At 71.9% G+C, this 21007-nt stretch carries 14 protein-coding genes and 1 tRNA gene; 4 read left to right on the forward strand and 11 right to left on the reverse strand.

The features are described 5' to 3' along the window. Nucleotides 1-78 precede the first annotated feature (78 nt). A complete protein-coding gene (locus QRN49_RS03530) occupies nt 79-1362 on the forward strand; it encodes a winged helix-turn-helix domain-containing protein (RefSeq protein WP_284753958.1) in 1284 nt (427 codons plus the stop codon). A gap of 4 nt (nt 1363-1366) precedes the next feature. Here the strand turns inward: QRN49_RS03530 and QRN49_RS03535 are convergent, their stop codons facing one another. Together QRN49_RS03535 and QRN49_RS03540 are read right to left on the reverse strand one after the other, a co-directional pair. After that, nucleotides 1367-2269: a M48 family metalloprotease gene (locus QRN49_RS03535; protein WP_284753959.1), complete on the reverse strand. Its 903-nt coding sequence runs from the start codon at nt 2267-2269 to the stop codon at nt 1367-1369. A gap of 19 nt (nt 2270-2288) precedes the next feature. After that, on the reverse strand, nt 2289-2870 hold the full coding sequence (locus QRN49_RS03540; protein WP_027464499.1) for a LemA family protein: 582 nt from the start codon (nt 2868-2870) through the stop codon (nt 2289-2291). A 218-nt stretch (nt 2871-3088) separates the two neighbouring features. On the opposite strand from QRN49_RS03540, the gene QRN49_RS03545 reads away from it, so the two are divergent. Beyond that, nucleotides 3089-5494, forward strand: a complete 2406-nt coding sequence (locus QRN49_RS03545; RefSeq protein WP_284753960.1) for an Ig-like domain-containing protein — start codon at nt 3089-3091, stop codon at nt 5492-5494. Nucleotides 5495-5734: 240 nt separating this feature from the next. Next, a complete protein-coding gene (locus QRN49_RS03550; RefSeq protein ID WP_284753961.1) occupies nt 5735-7426 on the forward strand; it encodes a class I adenylate-forming enzyme family protein in 1692 nt (563 codons plus the stop codon). A gap of 67 nt (nt 7427-7493) precedes the next feature. Here QRN49_RS03550 and QRN49_RS03555 read toward each other — a convergent pair whose 3' ends face one another. The 8 genes from QRN49_RS03555 to QRN49_RS03590 form a co-directional block, all read right to left on the reverse strand. Continuing rightward, the gene (locus tag QRN49_RS03555) at nt 7494-8834 is read right to left on the reverse strand and encodes a threonine/serine exporter family protein (protein ID WP_027464496.1); all 1341 of its coding nucleotides are present in this window, start codon (nt 8832-8834) and stop codon (nt 7494-7496) included. A 286-nt stretch (nt 8835-9120) separates the two neighbouring features. Next, nucleotides 9121-9194 (reverse strand) — tRNA-Leu (locus QRN49_RS03560). Between the two features lie 71 nt (nt 9195-9265). Then, nucleotides 9266-10741, reverse strand: coding sequence for an NAD(P)/FAD-dependent oxidoreductase (locus QRN49_RS03565; protein ID WP_284753962.1), 1476 nt, complete (start codon nt 10739-10741; stop codon nt 9266-9268). A 40-nt stretch (nt 10742-10781) separates the two neighbouring features. Further along, on the reverse strand, nt 10782-11330 hold the full coding sequence (locus tag QRN49_RS03570; RefSeq protein WP_071406119.1) for a DUF501 domain-containing protein: 549 nt from the start codon (nt 11328-11330) through the stop codon (nt 10782-10784). Between the two features lie 75 nt (nt 11331-11405). Beyond that, nucleotides 11406-11939, reverse strand: coding sequence for an FtsB family cell division protein (locus QRN49_RS03575; RefSeq protein ID WP_111029598.1), 534 nt, complete (start codon nt 11937-11939; stop codon nt 11406-11408). A gap of 334 nt (nt 11940-12273) precedes the next feature. After that, nucleotides 12274-13557, reverse strand: coding sequence for a phosphopyruvate hydratase (gene eno, locus QRN49_RS03580; protein ID WP_027464494.1), 1284 nt, complete (start codon nt 13555-13557; stop codon nt 12274-12276). A 123-nt stretch (nt 13558-13680) separates the two neighbouring features. Continuing rightward, a complete protein-coding gene (hisS, locus tag QRN49_RS03585; protein ID WP_259589161.1) occupies nt 13681-14925 on the reverse strand; it encodes a histidine--tRNA ligase in 1245 nt (414 codons plus the stop codon). A gap of 270 nt (nt 14926-15195) precedes the next feature. Beyond that, nucleotides 15196-15891: a MazG family protein gene (locus tag QRN49_RS03590; protein ID WP_284753963.1), complete on the reverse strand. Its 696-nt coding sequence runs from the start codon at nt 15889-15891 to the stop codon at nt 15196-15198. A gap of 90 nt (nt 15892-15981) precedes the next feature. Here QRN49_RS03590 and nhaA point away from each other — a divergent pair, with 90 nt between their 5' ends. Next, nucleotides 15982-17160 carry a Na+/H+ antiporter NhaA gene (nhaA, locus tag QRN49_RS03595; protein ID WP_284753964.1) on the forward strand — a complete coding sequence of 393 codons (1179 nt, stop codon included), beginning with the start codon at nt 15982-15984 and terminating at the stop codon, nt 17158-17160. Between the two features lie 159 nt (nt 17161-17319). On the opposite strand, the gene mfd is transcribed toward nhaA, so the two are convergent. Continuing rightward, nucleotides 17320-20928, reverse strand: coding sequence for a transcription-repair coupling factor (gene mfd / locus QRN49_RS03600; protein WP_284753965.1), 3609 nt, complete (start codon nt 20926-20928; stop codon nt 17320-17322). Nucleotides 20929-21007: the final 79 nt, after the last annotated feature.

Genomic DNA, 21007 nt, shown 5'->3' on the forward strand with positions numbered 1-21007 from the left:
GATGTGCTTCCCGTCAGGTGCCTTATGCGGCATACGTTCGTGGACCCTCATGTCGGCGGGGTTCGGTAGCGTCGCGGCATGCCCAGGTCGACGCTCTCCGCCGCCGAGGCCCGCCGGGTCGCACTCGCCGCGCAGGGGTTCGGACGGCCACCCGCCGAGCCGGTCTCGACGCGTGCGCTGAACACCGCGTTCGGCCGGCTCGGGCTGCTGCAGATCGACTCCGTCAACGTGTTCGAACGCAGCCACTACCTGCCGCTCTTCGCCCGGCTCGGGGCCTACGATCGGTCGACGCTCGACCGGCTGACGCTCGGACGGTCGGGTCCCTACACCGAGTACTGGGCGCACGAGGCGGCGTTCATCCCCCGCGACGACCTGCGATTGTTCCGGTGGCGGATGGACGCCCTGCGGGAGCGTGACGCCGGCCCGACCCGGATCGACGGCGTCACCCGGACCGCTGCCGTCCGGCGCGAACTGCACGCCCTGCTCCGGGCCGAGGGGCCGATGCGGGCGAGCGCGGTGGAGCACGAGTCGAACGTGCGACGCGGCCCCTGGTGGGGGTGGAGCGACGTGAAGCTCGGGCTCGAGCAGATGTTCCGCTGGGGTGAGGCGGTGAGTGCCGGACGAGCCGGGTTCGAGCGGGTGTACGCCCTGCCCGAGCAGGTGCTGCCCGCGGGCTTCCTCGAGACCGCCCCGCCGCGTGCCGATGCCGTGCTCGAGCTCGTGCGCCAGGCCACACGGGCGCTCGGCATCGGCACCCGAGCGGACATCGCGGACTACTACCGGCTGCGCTCCGACGACACGGCCACGGCCATCGCCGACCTCACCGACGCCGGCGAGCTCCTGCCGGTGCGGGTCGAGGGCTGGGGCGAGCGGGCCTGGCTGCACGCGGGGGCTCGGGTCCCCCGGCAGCTGACGGCGGACGCGGTGCTGAGCCCCTTCGACCCGGTCGTCTGGTTCCGGCGACGGGCCGAGCGGATGTACGGCTTCCACTACCGGATCGAGCTCTACACACCGGCCCCGAAGCGGGTGTTCGGCTACTACGTGCTGCCGGTGCTGCAGGACGACCGGCTCGTCGGGCGGATCGACCTGAAGAGCGACCGGCAGCGCGGTGTGCTCCGCGTCCGGACCGCGTGGCAGGAACCCGGCGAGCACCTGGACCCCGAGCGGCTCGCCGACACACTGCGACGGACCGCGAGCTGGCAGGGTCTCGGCGCGATCGAGGTGACCGACCGAGGCACCGCTGCTGCGGCCGTCGCCGGGGCGCTCGGAGTGCCCCTGGTGCCGCACGCGTCCGCTGACGACGCGGACACCCCCGAACCGATCGAGACGGCCGAGGACACGGTCGCCGACGGCATCGGCTGACCCGTCAGAACCGGTCGGCGTTCGCCCGCAGCCGCGCGATGCGGTCGGGCAGCGGCGGGTGCGTCGAGAACAGTCGGTCCATCACACCGGGGCGCATCGGGTCGGCGATCCACAGGTGCGCCATTGCGGAGTTCTGCGTCTGCATCGGTCGGCCGTACGCGCCGAGCTTCTCGAGGGCCCGGGCGAGGCCCTCCGGGTGCCGGGTCGTCATCGCCCCGGTCGCGTCGGCCAGGTACTCGCGCTGCCGGGACACCGCCGCCTGCACGCCGGCCGCCGCGATCGGGGCCACGATGACGGCGACGATCCCGGCGATGAGCAGCACCGGGTTGGCGCTGCCACCGTTGTCCGAGTTGCGGTTCCGCCCGCCGGACAGGCCGCTGAAGATCGAGATGCGGAGCAGGACGTCGGCGATGAGCCCGACGGCCACGACGAGACCGAAGACCATCGTGGACACCCGGATGTCGTAGTTCCGGACGTGTCCGAGCTCGTGCGCCATCACGCCCTGCAGCTCCTGGTCGTCCATGAGCTCGAGCAGCCCCGTCGTCGCCGCCACCACCGCGTGCTCCGGGTCACGCCCGGTGGCGAAGGCGTTCGGCGAGGGGTCGGGGATGACGAACACCCGGGGCATCGGCATGCCGGTCGCGATGGCGAGGTTCTCGACGGTGCGCCACAGCCGCGGTTCCGAGACGCGGTCGATCTCGACCCCGCCGGCGATCGCGGTGGCCTGCCGTGCCGCCAGGAAGTACTGCAGCACCGCGTACCCGAGGGCCACCACGAGCACGATGAAGCCGATCGAGACGTTGCCGGCGAGGTACCCGCCGAGGAACCCGAGCGCGCCGATGATCAGCAGGAACACCAGGACGATGACCACGGTGTTGCGCTTGTTCCGCGCGATGGCGCTGTACACGTCGGATCCGACGCTGGGGTCAGAACTGGACGCGCGGCGGCTCGGCGATGGCCGCCGGCTCGTTCGTCTCGAAGAACGGGGCCTCGGAGAAACCACGGTTCTTCGCGAACGTGGAGTTCGGGAACACCCGGATCTTCGTGTTCAGCTCACGCACACCACCGTTGTAGAAGCGGCGGGCGGCCTGGATCTTGTCCTCGGTGTCGACGAGCTCGGACTGCAGCTGCAGGAAGTTCTGGCTCGACTGCAGCTGCGGGTACCCCTCGGCCACCGCGAACACGCTCTTGAGCGCCTTCTGCATGTGCCCCTCGGCGGTGGAGGCCGTGTCGGCGTCACCGGCGGACAGGGTCTCGGCGCGGGCCTTCGTCACGTCGTCGAAGACCGCCTTCTCGTGCGTGGCGTACCCCTTGACCGTGTCCACGATGGTGGGGATGAGGTCGGCGCGGCGCTTCAGCTGCACCGAGATGTCGCTCCAGGCTTCGTCGACCCGGACCTTGAGCGTCACGAGGGAGTTGTACGTCACCCAGAGGTAGATCCCGATGATCACCAGGACGACCACCACCACTCCGACGACGATGAGCGTCGTGACGAGTCCGGTGTCCATGCGGGCGTACTCCTTTGCGCGTCGGGATCCGCGGTGCTGCGTTGGCCTGAACGGCCATCGTGAAGTCTATCGACGCACTGAGCATGCTCCGTTCCGTGAGCAGTGTTCACGGGCGATTCCCGAGTCACGCACACCGTGTTCCCGGACTGCGGCCCGATCCCGAACCTCATCCGCGAGGTGTATTGACCGGAGGCCGCAGATCCCGTGGGATGGGTCCGGTGAACACGAGCGGGGAGAACGTGGACGAGGGGGCTGTCGGGGGCGACAGCCCTCGTCGTCGTCCCCGCTTCGCCCTGCTCGCAGCGGCGACGACGGTCCTCGTCGCCGCCCTGCTCGGCGCCGCGGCAGCCCCGGCCGTCGCGGTCGCCGCGGACGGCACATCGGTCGACGCCGCCGCTGCGGACGCCCCGGCAGCCCCCGCCGCCCGGGCAGCCGCCACCCCCACCGCCACCCCCGAGCCGAGCGAGATCGCTCCGCCGAGCCCCGGCCGACCGGGCGCCCCGACGCCCACCCCCACGCGTCCCGCCGTTCGGCCCACCATCGCCGACCCCGGTGACGTCACGACGGGGACGACGCGCTTCCACGGCACCGGCACCCCCGGGCACACCGTCCGGGTGACCGGCCCGGCCGCGACGGGTTCGTCCGGGTGCACGACCCGGGTGGAGCCGAACGGTTCCTGGGCCTGCCTCGGCACCGTGCGCTCCGGCCCGCAGCAGGTCTTCACGGTGCGCGACCTCGTCGCCGCACTGCCCGTCGCGAGTGCACCGGCCTCGGACGTCATCGTCCCGCCGACCCTGGCGGCCGCCGGGCCCACCGGCGGAACGGTCTCCGGTACGGGGTACCCCGGATCGACGGTGCTGCTGTCGGTGTCCGGCTCCTCGGCTCAGCAGATCGCCCGGGTCGGTGCGGACGGCCGGTGGGTGGCCGCCCTCGGGTCGCTCGCCGACGGCCGGTTCACCGTCACCGCGTCGCAGACCGCCAGCACGGCGCGCGGCTACCGGTCGGACCTGCGGAGCGCGGCCTCCGCTCCCGTGACGATCACGGTCGACCGCACGGCGCCCGCTGCCCCGCGCATCACGACACCGGACGACGGCCAACGGATCGGCACCCGCTCGACGACGGTGGCCGGGACCGGTGAGCCGGGCGCCCGCGTGACCGTGTACGTCGACCGTGCGCCGGTGTGCGGCGTGGTGGTCGCGTCGGACGCCTCGTGGTCGTGCTCCACCGCGGGGTCGACGCTGCGCGCCGGCGGGCACCAGGTCACCGCGACGCAGCACGACGTCGCCGGCAACTACTCCCGGTCGTCGGCCGCCGTGCGGGTCACGGTGTGGTCCACCACCACGGCTCCGACCGCCACACCGACCCCGGGCGTCACGGACACCCCGGGGACGCCGGGTACGTCGACGCCGGGGTCCGGCGCGACGACGGGCACCCCCGGCGCGACCGGCCACGGAGGAACCGGCAACGGCACTGGCAACGGCCCGAACGCCGCTGGCAACGGGGGCGACGGCGGCAACGGCGGCAACGGCGGCAACGGCGGTGAAAACGGCGGCGCAGCAGGCGCCGGCAACGGCACCGGCGACGGCACCGGCAGCACCCCGGCCGGCGTCGGCAGCGCCGGAGGCCACCCCGACTGGTCCGGCCCCGCCGGCGACTGGACCGCGGCGACCGCCTACGACCGCACCGTCCCGACCATCCAGGCCGCGTTCTCGTGGAAGACCGTCCTGATCGCCACCGCCGTCGCCGCCGGGTTCCTCCTGCTGATCGCCGCGCCGCTCGCCCTCGTGGCCGCGGTCACCCGGGGCCGCCTCCGCTCGCCGTTCGCCGGGCTGCTCGGCCGCAACCGCTCGCGGTCCGACCGCGCTCGGGGCGACGACGTCCTGCCGACCTGGGCGTCGATCACCATCGCGGTGTCCGTCGCGGCGCTGTGCACCCTGCTCGGGGTGGGCGTCGAGCTCGAGGCCCGCTACGCCCGTCTGGCGATCGCCGTCCTCGCCGGGACCGGCGTCCTGACCGCCGCCGTCGTGTTCGCCACGCGGTGGGCAGCCGGCAGCGACCACCGCACCGTCGGGTTCCGGGTGTCGCCGTGGCTCGTGCTCGCAGCCCTCGTGGCGTGCGGCGTCACCCGCGCGGCCGACCTGTCCCCCGCACTCATCGTCGGGGTCGTCCTCGTGCCGTCCGTCCGCCCCGGTCTGGCGACCGGCCCGCTCCGCCTGGGCACCGGGATCGCCGCGAGCGCCCGGGGTGCGACCTGGCGGGTGCTGGCACTGCTCGGGCTCGCCGCGGCCGGCTGGGTGCTGCACAGCCTGCTCGCGGGCGGTGGCTTCTGGGTGTCGCTCGGGTCGGAGTTCGCCATCACGCTGTGCGTCGGCGGGCTCGGTGCCGTCGTCGCGACGCTGCTGCCCGTCGTGGGGTCAGCCGGCAGTGCACTGCTCGCCGCCTCCCGTGGCCGGTACGTCGCGCTCGCGGTGGTCGCCGTCGCGCTGACCACCGCGGTCTACTCGGGGACGACCGGCACGCACGCCGCACCGGCCCTGCTCGTCGGCATCGCCGCGGCCTGCGTGGCGGCCGCGATCGCGGCCCTGGTCTGGCTGCGCACCGACAGGCGTGCGGCCCGCGTCTGACCCGAGCCGGGCCTCCAGAGCGGCGCACCGCACCACCCGTCGGACAGAAGACGCACATCCGGGCCGGTTCGCGGACAGCGGGCTAGTGTGACGAACGGTGCTGGTCGCACCGCACGGGGGACGTTCGCCGTCCCGCACGGACGACCGACGCCGCACCGGACCAGCGGTGCAGCAGTGCCGCGCGACCGGTGCCCGCGCAGCACCGACGGTGTGCACCGCACGACCGCGGCAGGAGCGATGATGACCGACACCCGACCCGACCCGGAACCCCGCACCGACACCCGGTCCGACTACGACGCGACGCGCTTCCGCGAGGTGTTCGAGGGCAGCTTCACCTACGCGAACGGCTTCGCCCGCAACACCCACCGCTTCGCCGGCCGACCCGCGCTCCGCGAGCCGGAGACGGACCGCTCGTGGACCTACGCCGAGCTCGGCGACGCCGTCGACCGGATCGCCGGGTGGCTCGTCCGGCACGGTGGCGGACGGGGTTCCGTCGTGATGGTCGAGCTGTTCAACTCACCCGAGTTCGCGATGCTCTACCTGGCCTGCCACCGCATCGGCGCGGTGTTCTCGCCGACGAACTTCCGGCTCGCCCCGGACGAGGTCGCGTTCATCATCGAGGACTCCGCACCCGCCGTCCTGGTGCACGACACCGAGCGGACGAGTGCGATCGCCGCTGCGATCGAGTCCTCGCCGCACCGGCCGGACCAGGTCGTCCCGGTGGGCGGCGACCACGACCGGTTCGCCGAGCTGCTCGCGTCCGAGCCCGTCTCCCCCGAGGAACTCGCGGCGATCGGCCCGCGCAGCACCTACGACGAGTCCACCCGGCTCTACACCTCGGGCACCACCGGTCGGCCGAAGCCCGTCCCGCTGCCGAGCCTGGTCGAAGTGCTCAGCGCGCACGACGTGGTCATGCACTTCCCGCTCAGTCCGTTCGACAAGACGCTCAACATGTCACCGCTGTTCCACCGTGGCGGCCTGTACTCGGGCGGCCCGAACCCGGTGTTCTACGTCGGCGCGGAACTCACGACGCTGCGCCACTTCGACGCCGACCGGGTGCTCGACCTGGTCGAGTCCGAGCGCCTGACGTTCCTGATCGGGGCCCCGCCGAACCTGGTGCAGCTCGCCGACGCCCAGGAACGCCGGGCGCGGGACCTGTCGAGCCTCAACGGCATCGTCACGATGGGCGCACCGCTCGACCGTGCCGCGGCGCTGCGGTACCAGGAGCTGCTGTCGCCCCGGATCTTCAACGGCTACGGCACCACCGAGACCTTCTGGAACACGTTCCTGCGCCCCGAGGACTTCCCGGAGGGCGCCGGCTCCACCGGTCGCGCATCGACCGACGACGACGTCGCCGTCGTCCGCGTGCACGAGGACCGTCTGGCCGACCCGACCGACACGGTGGCGAAGGACGGTACCGAGATCGGCGAGTTCGCCGTCCGCACCGTGAAGTCCGGCTACTCGTACCGGAACCCCGGGCTCGAGGCCGAGAAGTTCGCGAACGGCTGGTTCTACCCCGGCGACCTCGCCACGTGGGACGAGCACGAGCGGGTCACGATCGTGGGCCGCAAGGACGACATGGTCATCTCCGGCGGCGAGAACGTGCACCCCGTCCAGGTCGAGGCCGTGCTGCAGGAGCACCCCGGGGTCGCCGACTCCATCGTGGTGGGCGTGCCGGACCCGCGGTGGGGCGAGGTCGTCACGGCGTACGTCGTCCGTGCCGGCGACCGGCTGCCGGCCGACGACGCCGAGGCAGCGGCCGTGCTCGAGGAGTGGACCGGCTCCCACCCGGGCCTCGCCCGGTACAAGCGCCCGCGGCGGTACCGCTTCGTCACGGACGTCCCCTACAACGCCACCGGCAAGAAGGTGCACTACCTGGCGAAGGACACGGCCGCGGCGGATGCGGCAGCCGGCCGGCTGATCGAGCCGTAGCGGGCCCGGTACCCGACCGGTGACGGCCTGGAGGCCCGTGGCGGCGCCGCCACGGGCCTCCCGTCCGTCAGCTGGTCGCGTCCACCGCGCGCCGGGGCGCGTTGCGGGCGAAGAGGCCGGGCAGGAGCCCGCCGATCTTCGTCCCGATGCACAGGCTGACGAAGGTCGCGAGCGGGGTCGCGAGCGCCTCGGGATCGAAGGTGGCCACCGCCACCAGCCCGACCGTCCCCGGCACGAGCAGCAGGAACGCCGGGAAGAACGACACCGTCGCCGGGATCGCCGGCACGAGCCGCTCGAGCAACCGGGTCGCGACGAACAGCAGCGCCGCTGCGGCCCCGGTCGCGACGACGCTGCCCCAGAGCGGCGTCGTCGTGCTCACCACGGCGTAGGCGGTGACCATGACCGCCACCGACACGAGCGTCAGGCGCCACCCGGACCGGAACACCAGACCGAGCCCGACCGCGAGCACCACGACGGCCACCCACGACACCCAGTACGCCGGCACGGACTCCCAGCCGGCCAGGTCGGTGCCGACCCCCGCGACCTCGCCGACGAGCGCCGCCGACGACGGGTCGACGTGCAACCCGGTCAGGGCGCTGCCAGACGCGATGCCGGCGGCCATGAAGCCGAGCATGATGAGCCCCTGCACCAGTCGCGACGACCCGGTGACGATGTCCGCGGCGGTGAGTTCGAGCAACGCGTTGGTGATGAGCGCGCCCGGGACGAACACCGCCACCGGGGCGCAGACCGCGAAGAGCGGGACCTGCTCGAACCCGGTGCCCGCGGCGACCAGGCCGACGATCGCCGTCGACACGAACGCGGCCAGGAACGGGATGATCGCCACGGCCTCGCGGAAGCGCCGGAGGACCAGTCCGATCACGCCGACCAGGCCGCCGACGACGAGCGCCAGGACGATCGCCCACCAGGGGCAGCGGAAGACGACGGCCAGGCCGGCCGAGGTCAGGGCGTTGCCGAGGATCCACGGCAGGGCGGGCGGCGGGACGGTGCCGGCCCGGATGGCCCGGACGCGCGCGGGGATCTCGGCGAGGGCGATGGAGCCGCTCTCGAGCCCGAGCACGACGCGGTTGGCGCGGGCGGCCTGGCGGGAGGACAGTTCGACACCCTCGGCGTTGACGATGGTGGCGGCGCCCGTCGAGACCTCGCTCACCATCACCAGGGCGGGCAGGACGCCGATCGCGAGCGTCGGTCCGACCCCGGCGGCGTCCCGGGCCTTCTCGAGCGCCGACCGGACGTCGGTGACGGAGCTGCCGGCGTCCAGGAGCAGGGCTCCGAGGGTGCCGAGGAGCATGCCGACCGGGACGCTCTCGCCGTCGACGACCTCGACGTGGGCCTCCGGTCGGCGGAGGGCGTTCTGCAGGTTGGCGAGTGCGCTTCCGAGTCCGACCACGATCGTCGATGCTACTGGGCGGCGAGCCGGTCGTGCAGTCGCGCCGTCTTCGCGGGAAGGCGACGGTCCGCGGGCCGGGAGGCACGTGGCGGGCCGGTCCCGCGCCTCCAGTCCGATGCCCAGGGCGACCCGACCGCACCGTCGAAGCGACAGATGGCAGGACCAGCGCTCCGACTGTGCGGCCGGAGCGACAGAACGACGCGAACTGTTCGCGGGGTTCTGTCGCTCTCGCAGCGGTACGCGGCGGGCAGGCGCCGCGCAGCGGGCGCCCCCCCATTCTCGGCGGTACCCCCGGTGGGACTCGAACCCACAACTCAGCGATTTTAAGTCGCGTGCCTCTACCGATTGGGCCACGGGGGCGGGCCGCAACAGCCTACCGATGCACGAAGGCGGCCACCCTTCACAGGTGACCGCCTTCGTGACGAGTGGTGCTACTTGGCGTCGGCCGGGGCCGTCACGGGCTCGGGGGCGTTGGAGACGTCCTTCGCGGGCTCGCCGTAGACGGGACCGGCGGCACCGGCGACCTTGCCCTCTTCCGGAGCCGGGGCCGCGGCGGGCGCGGTCGGGGCCTCGGCAGCGGGCTTCGGACGGGACGCGAACGCCTCGAACGCGGCACGCGGGGTCTCGCGGTCGTCGAGCGACACGATGTCGCGGCCCAGGAAGAAGCCACCGACCCAGTCGCCGATGACGCGCCACTTGCGCTCCCACGACGGCATGGCCAGGCCGTGGTAGCCGCGGTGGGCGCCCCAGGCCAGGAAGCCCTTCATGGCGAACTTGCCGGACTGGAACACACCGGTGCCCAGGCCGAGGCCCGCGACGGCGCCGAGGTTCTCGTGCTTGTAGTCGGTCGTCGCCTCGCCTCGGATGGTGGCGACGACGTTCTTCGCGAGCTGCTTGGCCTGGCGCACGGCGTGCTGGGCGTTCGGCACGCAGAACCCGCCGACGCCGCCACCGGTCAGGTCCGGCACGGCTGCGACGTCGCCGCAGGCCCATGCGTCGGCGATCACGCCGTTGTCGTCGACCACGCGCAGGTCGGGCTGCACACGGATGCGGCCACGCTGCTCGAGCGGGAAGTCGGTGCCCTTGACCATCGGGTTCGCCATGACACCGGCGGTCCAGATGATGAGGTCGGACGGGATGGTCTCGATCGCGCCGTCGCTCGTCTTCAGCTCGCAGACGCCACCGACGGCCGAGGCCAGCTGGGTCTCGAGGTGCACGGTCGCGCCACGCTCGGCGAGGTTCTTGAGCACCCAGTGCGAGGTCTCGAGGGAGACCTCGGGCATGATGCGGCCCATCGCCTCGACCAGGTGGAAGTGCGTGTCGTCGAAGGACAGCTGCGGGTGGCTCTTCAGCAGGTCGGTGACGAAGGAGCGGAGCTCGGCGAACACCTCGATGCCGGCGAAGCCACCACCGACGACGACGACGGTGAGCAGGCGGTCGCGCTCGGGACCGGCCGGCAGGTTCGCCGCCTTGTGGAAGTTGCTGAGGATGCGGTCACGGATGGACGCGGCTTCCTCGATGGTCTTCAGGCCGATGGCCTCGTCCGCGACGCCCGGGATCGGGAACGTGCGGGACACCGCGCCGGCGGTCATGACGATCTGGTCGTAGGACTCCTCCCACGCCTCGCCCTCGGTCGGGGTGATCGTCGCCGTCTTGGTGGCGTGGTCGACCTTGGTGACCTTCGCCGTGACGACGCGGGTCTTCTTGAGGTGACGACGGTGCGCGACGACCGCGTGACGCGGCTCGATGGAACCGGCGGCGACCTCGGGCAGGAACGGCTGGTACGTCATGTACGGCAGCGGGTCCACCATGACGACCTCGGCTTCGCCCTGGCGAAGGTGCTTCTCGAGCTTCCATGCGGTGTAGAAACCGGCGTAACCGCCGCCGACGACGAGGATCTTGGGCACGGGGGATGATCTCCTTGGATGGGGGTGTGCGGGAGTCGGGTCAGACTTCGCCGCCACCCGCCCCGACTCCAGCGTCTGCACCGTCATCATACGCCCGGCACTCACACCGGGAGGGCGACCAGTCCGCGCGCTCGAGCGCGAGGTCGCCGATGGGGTTGACGCCGGGTCCGGCGGCGAGGGCGTGGCCGACGAGGGCGTGCAGGCACTTCACGCGGGTGGGCATGCCACCGGCGCTGATGCCGTCGATCTCGTCGACGTGTTCGATCGACTCGCGATCGGCCAGGTACGACTCGTGGGCCGCGCGGTACTGCGCGGCGACTTCGGGGTCCTCGAGCAGGGCTGCCAGCTCGGGCATCACCTGGTTGGCCTCGAGGGTGCTGACCGCAGCGGTGGCCGCGGGGTGGCACAGGTAGTAGAACGTCGGGAACGGGGTGCCGTTCGACAGCCGGGGCTTCGTGGAGACGACGGTGGGGTTGCCACAGACGCAGCGTGCCGCGATCCCGATGACGTCACGTGCCGGTCGGCCGAGCTGCGCCGACACGACCTGGACGTCGCGGTCGGAGGGCGGGTCGAAGGGAGGGGTCGTCACGGGAACGTGAGCCTACCGGAGAAGCGGAACCCCTCGCACCGTCGGGCCGGACGGCGCCGCGCCCCGCGGTTCGGACTACTTGCTGTCGCCCGTGCCGGAGACGTCGGGGGCGACGAGGTCGGCGGCACGCTCGTCCGTCAGTCCGGACTGCAGCACCGACGAGAGCATCGCCTGCACCCAGTCGACCTTGGGCGTCTGCACCTTCGCGCTCACCGGGGTGCCGGAGTCGGTGGTGGGGGTCTTCTCGGCCCGCTTGTCCTCGGTGCCCATCACGAGGTAGCTCTCCTCGCCCGGGTACACGTAGAGCAGCCGGTCACGGGCCTGCGCCTCGATGTACGCCGGGTCGTCCCAGCGTGCGACGTCCTGCTTCTTCTGCGTGACGTCGGCCTTCTGGCTCGCGACCTCCTGCTGCTGCTGGGCGATCTGCTCCTGCTGCTGGATGAGCGTCCGGAGCGACGGCGCGAGCACCACCACGAAGAGCACGATGATCGCGAGCATGAGCAGGCTGAACCCGGAGAAGTGGATCGAGCGGTACCAGGGCTGCGCGGGCGTGCTGCCGTCGGGCATCGCCACGGGGACGCGGCGGACGCGGGGCTTCTGGCTGGGCACGGTCCGACGATAACCCGGCACGGTCGGTCGGGCCGCCCGGCACGCGGCCGTTCGGCGCCCTCTCAGCGTCTCGCGTCGTGACGTCGAGGCAGCCGGGAGGCACGGCTCCGGCCCGCCCCCTCCGTCCCGCAGCCGGAGTGGTCACCACACACCGCCCGACGCACGTCCGGTGGTCACGTCCTGTCGGCCGGGCCCGGGCCAACCGACGACTCGTGACCACTCGACGCAGCGCGCGCGGCACGTCCTGACCACTCGGCACCGCACACACGACGAGACGCCGCCCTCCTGGAGGAGGACGGCGTCTCGGTGGTGCGGGTACTGCTGGCCGGGCTGCTTACAGCGACGCGGCGCGCGGGAAGGCCGAGCGACCGGCGTACACCGCGGCGTCGCCGAGCTCTTCCTCGATGCGGAGCAGCTGGTTGTACTTCGCGACGCGGTCCGAGCGGGCCGGGGCGCCGGTCTTGATCTGACCACCGTCGACCGCGACCGCGATGTCCGCGATCGTGGTGTCCTCGGTCTCGCCGGAGCGGTGCGACAGGATCGAGGTCAGGCCGTGACGGTGCGCGAGCGAGACCGCGTCGAGCGTCTCGGTGAGCGTGCCGATCTGGTTGACCTTGACGAGGATCGAGTTCGCGGCCTTCTCGTCGATGCCCCGCTGCAGACGCTTCGGATTGGTGACGAACAGGTCGTCGCCGACGATCTGGACCTTGTCGCCGAGCTCGGCGGTCAGGTGCGACCAGCCCTCCCAGTCGTCCTCGGCCAGCGGGTCCTCGATGGTGACGAGGGGGTAGTTCGCGACGAGCTCGGCGAAGTAGGAGGTGAACTCCTGGCTCGAGAGCTGCTTGCCCTCGAACTGGTACTTGCCGTCCGAGAAGAACTCGGTGGACGCGACGTCGAGGCCGACGGCGATGTCCTTGCCGGGCGTGTAGCCGGCCTTCTCGATCGCGGTGAGCAGGAAGTCGAGCGCCGCGCGGTTCGACGCGAGCTCCGGCGCGAAGCCGCCCTCGTCGCCGAGGCCGGTGGCCAGGCCCTGCTTCTTCAGCTCGCCCTTGAGGGCGTGGTAGGTCTCGACGCCCCAGCGGAGTGCCTCGGAGAAGGACTCGGCGCCGTAGGGCACCAGGAAGAACTCCTGGATGTCGACGTTGGTGTCCGCGTGGGCACCACCGTTGACGACGTTCATCAGCGGGACGGGCAGCGTGTGCGCGTTCGGGCCACCGAGGTAGCGGAAGAGCGGCAGGTCGACCGAGTCGGCTGCGGCACGGGCCACGGCGAGCGAGGCGCCGAGGATCGCGTTCGCCCCGAGGCGGGACTTGTTCTCGGTGCCGTCGAGCTCGATGAGCGCGGCGTCGACGAGGCGCTGGTCGGTGGCGTCGAAGCCCTCGAGCGCCGGGCCGATCTCGTCGAGGACGGCGTCGACGGCCTTGAGCACGCCCTTGCCGCCGTAGCGCGAGGCGTCGCCGTCGCGCAGCTCGTACGCCTCGAACGCGCCGGTGGATGCACCGGACGGGACGAGCGCGCGGGACACGACGCCGTCGTCGAGGAGGACCTCGACCTCGACCGTCGGGTTGCCTCGGGAATCGAGGACTTCGCGTGCGCCTACGGCATCGATCAGGGCCACGGGGTACTCCCTACACATTGGTTGTGGTGATTGCGGTGTCGATCCTAGCGAGCGGAGGTGAACACGACGTCGGCCGTGACGCCCCGCTGTGGACGAGTCCGTGCTGGAACGAGGACTGGGTGCTCAGTCGAGCGGGCGGAACTCGACGCCCCCGAGCGACGCGGTGTCCGCCGAGACGGTCGCGAACGCTGTGAAGCCCTGGGCGGCGAGGCCGGAGAGCAGGTTCTTGGTGTTCTTCGTGCGGCGCTCGAGCCGGACGCGCCGGTGGGACGCCAGGGCCTCGGTCTTCAGCGCGGCGAGCCGGACCGGGTCGACGTCCTTGTCGTACACGAGCACGACGGCGTCGGCCTCGGCGGACTCCGGGAGGGTCACGAGGTCGACGAGCCGCTCGAACCCGAGCGAGAACCCGACCGCGGGGACGTCCTGACCGAGGAACCGACCGATCATCCCGTCGTACCGGCCGCCGCCACCGAGGCTGTAGCCGAAGTCGGGGTGCGCGACCTCGAAGATCGTGCCCGTGTAGTAGCCCATGCCGCGCACGAGCGTCGGGTCGAAGCGCAGGTCCACCCCTGGGAGCGCCTCGCGCAGGCGGAGCAGGTCGGCGAAGGCCTCGGCGTCGAGCCACGGCGCCCCCTCGACCGACGTCCAGTCGGCGGCCTCGAGCGCACGGATGGTGTCCTCGAGCCCGGGCAGATCGGCGCCCACGGTGCTGCGGAGTTCCGCCGCGACGCCGTCCGCACCGATCTTGTCGAGCTTGTCGATCGTGATGAGCGCGCGGTCGGCGGCGGCGGGCTCGGTGATCCCCCACGACGCGAGGAGCGCCAGCAGGATCCGGCGGTCGTTGATCCGGATCGTCGTGCGGCGGACCCCGAGGGCGTCGAGGGCCGCGGTCGTCGCGCGGATGAGCTCGATCTCGGCGAGCTGCCCGGGCTCCCCCAGGATGTCGATGTCGCACTGCACGAACTGGCGGTAGCGGCCCTTCTGCGGGCGCTCGGCACGCCAGACCGGCGCGATCTGCACGGACCGGAACACCGACGGCAGCTCCGCACGGTGCGAGGCGTAGAACCGGGCCAGCGGGACCGTCAGGTCGAACCGGAGACCGAGGTCGGCGAGGTCCAGCGGCGCTTCGGCCGCCTGCAGGTCTTCGGTGGTCAGCCCGCGCTTCATCACCGCGAACGCCAGCTTCTCGTTGTCACCGCCGAGCCCGGAGTGCAGCCGCGCAGCGTCCTCCACCACCGGGGTCTCGATCTCGTCGAAACCGTGCCGTGAGTAGACGTCCCGCACGACACCGAGCACGTGCTCGCGCCGGGCCTTGTCCGCCGGGAGGAAGTCACGCATGCCACGGGGTGCCGTCACGGTCGTTGCCATGCGGTCAATTCTGGCAGACGGGCGTCTCCGGCTTGCGCGCCTGCCGACCCACTGGCATACTGCATGCAGAACCTCGGTCCGGATCGTGCCTGATCCACGCTCCGGACCGATTCGCGGGGCGACGTGCTGCAGTGCGTCCCGCGGTTCGAGCGGGCTTCCCTGTCGGCCCCTCTCCCTGGTGGAGCCGACGCCCGCTCACGGGCGCCCTCTCTTTTTCGGGTTGGGAGGGCGCCCGTTCTCCCCTGCCCGGAGCGACCTCCCGACCGGGGATCACTCCACAGCCCGACCGGCCTCCTCCAGCGCCGACACCGCGGCCCGCAGACTCGCGACCGGGTCCACCCCGCGTCCCGCCGCAGCCGCGACCTCCCCGAGCACCGCTCGCCCCCACTCGGCGTCGACCGTGCCGACCCCGTCGTCGGCAGCGGGCGCGGCGGACGCACCACGGTCCTCCAGGCCGACGCCGGAACCAGCCCCGACGACGGACGCGACGACCGCGTCGGCGTCCCCACGTTCCTCCAGGCGTTCCAGCAGCTTCACCGCGCGCTCCAGCGGCGGCATCGCCCGCGGCACCCCGTCGAACGCACTCCGCCGACTCGCCTTCTCGGCAGCCTTGGCCGCACGCCAGACCCGCACGACGTCCTCGACGGTGTCCGCCGTCTCGTCGCCGAACACGTGCGGGTGCCGCCGGGTCATCTTGTCCCGCACCCCGGCGGCGACGTCCTCGAGGGTGAAGTTCCCCGCCCGGGCGGCGATCCCCGCGTGCAGGACCACCTGGTAGAGCAGGTCGCCGAGTTCCTCGCGGACGTCGTCCGGGTCGCCGTCGTCGATGGCGTCGACGAGTTCGTACGACTCCTCGACGGCGTAGCGGGCGAGCGAGGCGTGGGTCTGCGCCCGGTTCCAGACGCACCCGCCGTCCTCGGCGAGCAGGCGGTCGACGACGGTCACGAGGTCCGGTACGGCGGTCATCAGGTCATCGTGCCACCCGCGTAGACTGGCCGTGGTGTGTCGGGAAGTCTGGTCGACGGACACTCACCCGACCCCTCGAGACGGAGATCCATGTCGTCCCTCGTCCGCTCCCCCCGCTTCAGCGCCATCGCGCTCCTCACCGCCGCCGTGTTCGGCCTGGTCGTGGCGAACTCCCCGATCGGCCCCGGCCTCGAACAGCTGCTCGACGCGCACCTGCCGCTCGGTGCCCTCGGCCTCGACCTGTCCATCGCGCACTGGATCAGTGACGGTCTGCTCGCGGTCTTCTTCCTGCTCGTCGCGATCGAGCTGAAGCAGGAACTCGTCGACGGCGAGCTGTCGAACCCCAAGACCGCGATCATCCCCGCCATCGCGGCGGTCGGCGGCGTGCTCGTCCCGGCCGGCATCTTCCTGCTCGTCACCGCGGGCACGCAGTACACGCACGGGTGGCCGATCCCGACGGCGACGGACATCGCGTTCGCGCTCGGGGTGCTCGCCATGTTCGGTCGCGGGCTGCCGAGCGGCATCCGGGTGTTCCTGCTCGCGCTGGCCGTGCTCGACGACCTCATCGCGATCATCATCATCGCCGTGGTGTTCGCCCACGACACCGACTTCCTGGCCCTCGCGGGCGCTGTCGTCACCCTCGCGGTGTTCTGGCTGCTCGGCCGGATGCTCCGTCCGGGGCGCAGCGGGCAGACGTTCATCATCGTGGCGATGGTCGTCGTCGGGCTCCTGACCTGGTGGCTCGTCTACCACTCCGGTGTGCACGCCACCATCGCCGGCGTCGCCCTCGGGCTCGTGCTGCCCCGCCGCCCGGGCCACACCCTGCACGAGAACGTCGAGCCGTGGTCGAACGCCATCGTGCTGCCGGTGTTCGCGTTCGCGTCGGCCGCCGTCATCATCCCCTCGGTCGGCATCAGCGAGCTCTCCCCCACGTTCTGGGCCGTCGTCCTCGCACTGCCGGTCGGCAAGGTCATCGGCATCACGCTGTTCGGCACGATCGCCACGCGGATCTTCCGCTCGCCCGGCCGCTCGTCGCTGTCGTTCTTCTCGATCATCACCGTCGGCGTGCTCGGCGGCATCGGGTTCACGGTGTCGCTGCTCATGAACGAGCTGGCGTTCGCCCGCAACGAGGAGATCCTCGACGAGGGCGTCCTCGCCGTGCTCGTCGGCTCGGGCATCGCCATCGTCGCGTCGGCGGTCGTCGTCACCCTGCGGGCGCGGGCGTACCGCGCGCGCCGCGAGCTGTCCGAGGCCGAGGACACCGAGTAGCGGCTCGCGGCCCGCGGTTCGCACCCGTTCCACGACAGGCCACGCGTCGTTCGACGCGTGGTTCGTCGCGGACGGCGCGCGCGCCGTGGACGTGGCCGATGACGGACTGGAGGCACGGTGCGGGCCCGCACCGTGCCTCCAGTCCGACTCCGCTCGCGTCTACGCGGCCGGTGCCTCTGCGGGGGTCGTCGCGCCGTACACGGCGGTGAGGATGCTCTCCACCCACTGGATGAGGGCGTCGTCCGGCAGCGCCCGGTCGTGCGGACGCGGCATCGGGATGCTCGTCGCGTTCTGCTGCGGGAACCAGCGCGCACCCGGGAACATGCGCTTCAGGCGCACCTGCGACGAGTCGGCGAGCTCCTTGCCGGCGACCCGCAGGTTCGAGCCCATCACCACGACGTCGGACAGGCCGACCTGCTGCGCCATGCGACGGAGGCGGGAGACCTCGACCAGGGTCTGCACGGCCTGCGGCGGCTGCCCGTAGCGGTCGGTGAGCTCGTCGAGCACCATGTCGATCGCGTTCGGCTGCGCCGTCGGGGCCGACGCCGCCGACAGCTTCTGGTACGCCTCGAGCCGGAGTCGCTCGGACTCGACGTAGTCCTCGGGGATGTGCGCGTCGACGGGGATCTCGAGCCGGAGTTCGGTCTGCCCCTCTGCCACGTCGCCACGGAACTGCGACACCGCCTCGCCGATCATCCGCAGGTACAGGTCGAACCCGACGCCTGCGATGTGGCCAGACTGCTCCCCGCCGAGCAGGTTGCCGGCCCCGCGGATCTCGAGGTCCTTCATGGCGACCTGCATGCCCGCGCCGAGCTCGTTGTTCGCGGCGATCGTCTCGAGGCGGTCCTGGGCGGTCTCGGACAACGGCTTCTCGGAGTCGTACAGGAAGTACGCGTACCCGCGCTCCCGCCCACGGCCGACACGACCACGCAGCTGGTGCAGCTGCGACAGGCCGTACTTGTCCGCCTTGTCGATGATGAGCGTGTTCGCGTTGGCGATGTCCAGGCCGGTCTCGATGATCGTCGTCGAGACGAGGACGTCGAAGCGGCGCTCCCAGAAGTCGACCATGACCTGCTCGAGGGCGGTCTCCGACATCTGCCCGTGCGCGACGGCGATGCGGGCGTCCGGCACGATCTCGGCCAGGTGCGCGGCGACCGACTGGATGTCCTTCACGCGGTTGTGCACGTAGAACACCTGGCCCTCGCGCAGCAGCTCGCGGCGGATCGCCGCCGCCACCTGCAGGTCGGACTGCGGTCCGACGAAGGTCAGGATCGGGTGGCGGTCCTCGGGCGGGGTCGCCAGGGTCGACATCTCGCGGATGCCCGTGACCGCCATCTCGAGCGAGCGCGGGATCGGGGTCGCCGACATCGCCAGGACGTCGACGTTCGTCTTGAACTTCTTGAGCTGGTCCTTGTGCTCGACGCCGAACCGCTGTTCCTCGTCGATGATGACGAGCCCGACGTCCTTGAAGGTGATGCCCTGCGACAGGATCCGGTGGGTCGCGATGACGATGTCGACCGTGCCGTCGGCGAGCCCGGCGATGGTCTCCTTCGACTCCTTCTCGGTCTGGAACCGGCTGAGAGCGCGCAGGTGCACGGGGAACCCGGCGAAGCGCTCCTGGAACGTCTCCATGTGCTGGCGGACGAGCAGGGTCGTCGGGACGAGCATGACGACCTGCTTGCCGTCCTGCACCGCCTTGAACGCGGCACGGATCGCGACCTCGGTCTTGCCGTAGCCGACGTCGCCGGACAGCAGGCGGTCCATCGGGATCGGGCGTTCCATGTCGCGCTTGATCTCGTCGATCGTGGTGAGCTGGTCGGCGGTCTCGGCGAACGGGAACGCCTCTTCCAGCTCGCGCTGCCACGGGGTGTCCGGCCCGAACGCGTGGCCCTTCGACGCCATGCGCGCCGAGTACAGCTTGACCAGGTCGACGGCGATGTCGCGGACGGCCTTGCGGGCCTTCGACTTGGCGGCGGACCAGTCCGAGCCGCCCATCTTCGACAGGGTCGGGGACTCGCCACCGACATAGCGCGACAGCTGGTCGAGCTGGTCGGTCGGCACGAAGAGCTTGTCGCCCGGGTAGTTGCGCTTCGACGGCGCGTACTCGAGCACGAGGTACTCGCGCTGCGTCTTCACGGCGTTGCGGCCACCGCTGGAGACCTCGCGGCTGACGAGCTCGACGAACTTGCCGATGCCGTGGGTCGCGTGCACGACGACGTCGCCCGGCTTGAGCTGCAGCGGGTCGACGACGTTCTTGCGGCGGCTCGCGAGCTTCTTGACGGTGCGGGCACCCTGCTGGACGCTGCGGCCGTAGAACTCCGCCTCGCTCAGGACCGCGATGCGGGGGTCGGGGATCGCGAAGCCGTGCTCGACGGTCGCGGTCGTCACGACGGCGAACCCCGGCTCGGGTGGCGCGTCGACCGCTGCGGCACGGGTGGCGACCCCGGCGTCGGCGAGGACCTGCACCGCACGCTCGACGAGGCCCTGGCCCTGCGCGGTCACCACGACGGCCCACCCGTCGTCGGTCAGCGACTTGACGTGCGCGATCGCCCCGTCGGCGCTGCCGGCGAAGCTCGGGACGGCCTCGGCCCGGACGCGGATGTACTCGCCGGCCTCGGCAGCGGCCTCGGCGTCGGTGAGGACGCGCTCGGTGTCCCCTTCGTCGAGGCCGGAGTCGAACGGCGACACCGTCCACCAGGTGCGCTGCCCCCGGGTGTTCTTGAGCTGCTGCACGGTCAGGAAGTTGCCCGCGTCGAGGTCGATCGGTGCCTGGGCACCCGCGACCGCTGCGCTCCAGGCCGCCTGCAGGAACTCGGTGTTCGTCTCGGCGAGGCTGTTCGCGCGGCCGTTCACCCGCTCGGGCGAGAACACCGCGATGGTGGCGTCGTCCGGTAGGTAGGAGGTCATCGGCACGAGGTCCTGCACGAGCGCCGGGGCGAGGGACTCCATGCCCTCGACCGGGATGCCCTCGGCGATCTTCGCGAGCATCTGCGACAGGTTCGGGAACTCGTGCAGCATCTCGCGCGCCCGCTGCCGGACGTCGTCGCTGAGCAGGAGTTCGCGCGAGGCGGTCAGCTCGACCGAACCGAGGTCGTCCTCGGTCGTGCGCTGGTCGGCGACGGAGAACGCCTTGATCGCCTCGATCTCGTCGCCGAAGAAGTCGACGCGTGCCGGGTGGTCGGCCGTCGGCGGGAAGACGTCGAGGATGCCACCGCGCACCGCGAACTCACCACGGCGGGTGACGAGGTCGACGCGCGAGTAGGCGAGGTCCACCAGCTGGGACGCGATCGCCGCCAGGTCGTTGCCCCGCGAGTCGGTCCGCAGCACCACGGGCGCCAGGGACGTCAGGTTGCTCGCAATCGGCTGCAGCGCGGCGCGGACGCTCGCGACGACGATGGTCTGGCGACGATCCGCCGGGTCCGCCGCCTGCCACGCCGCGAGCTTCCGGAGCGTCGCGATGCGCGTGCCGACGGTCTGGGCACTCGGGCTGAGGCGTTCGTGCGGCAGGGTCTCCCACGCCGGGAACTCGAGCACGTCCGCGTCGGGGACGTAGCTGCCGAACGCTTCGCGGACCGCCTCGGCTTCACGCCCGGTCGCCGTGATGACGAGGACGCACTGCGGACCGTTGCGCTCGGCGAGCAGCGCACCGAGCAGCGGCACGCGCAGGCCGTCCACGACGGAGAAGTCGGCGTCGCGCGGTGCGGCGCGCAGCACGCGATCGAAGGCGGAGGCGCGCGAGAGCGCAGGGATGATGCCCGAGATCGTCACTCAGGAGATGGTACCGGCCGCCACCGACACCGGCCGCGACGTGCGCGACGGGCGAACAGCGCCGACGCCCGGCACGGAG

Source organism: Curtobacterium sp. ME-Dv--P-122a, from assembly GCF_030209645.1.
Lineage (GTDB): Bacteria > Actinomycetota > Actinomycetes > Actinomycetales > Microbacteriaceae > Curtobacterium > Curtobacterium flaccumfaciens.

Coding starts and splice junctions, on each gene's coding strand:
- nhaA (WP_284753964.1), top strand. CDS start 15,982: ATGTCGTCCCTCGTCCGCTCCCCCCGCTTCAGCGCCATCGCGCTCCTC.
- QRN49_RS03540 (WP_027464499.1), bottom strand. CDS start 2,870: ATGGACACCGGACTCGTCACGACGCTCATCGTCGTCGGAGTGGTGGTG.
- hisS (WP_259589161.1), bottom strand. CDS start 14,925: ATGGCAACGACCGTGACGGCACCCCGTGGCATGCGTGACTTCCTCCCG.
- QRN49_RS03590 (WP_284753963.1), bottom strand. CDS start 15,891: ATGACCGCCGTACCGGACCTCGTGACCGTCGTCGACCGCCTGCTCGCC.
- QRN49_RS03530 (WP_284753958.1), top strand. CDS start 79: ATGCCCAGGTCGACGCTCTCCGCCGCCGAGGCCCGCCGGGTCGCACTC.
- QRN49_RS03550 (WP_284753961.1), top strand. CDS start 5,735: ATGACCGACACCCGACCCGACCCGGAACCCCGCACCGACACCCGGTCC.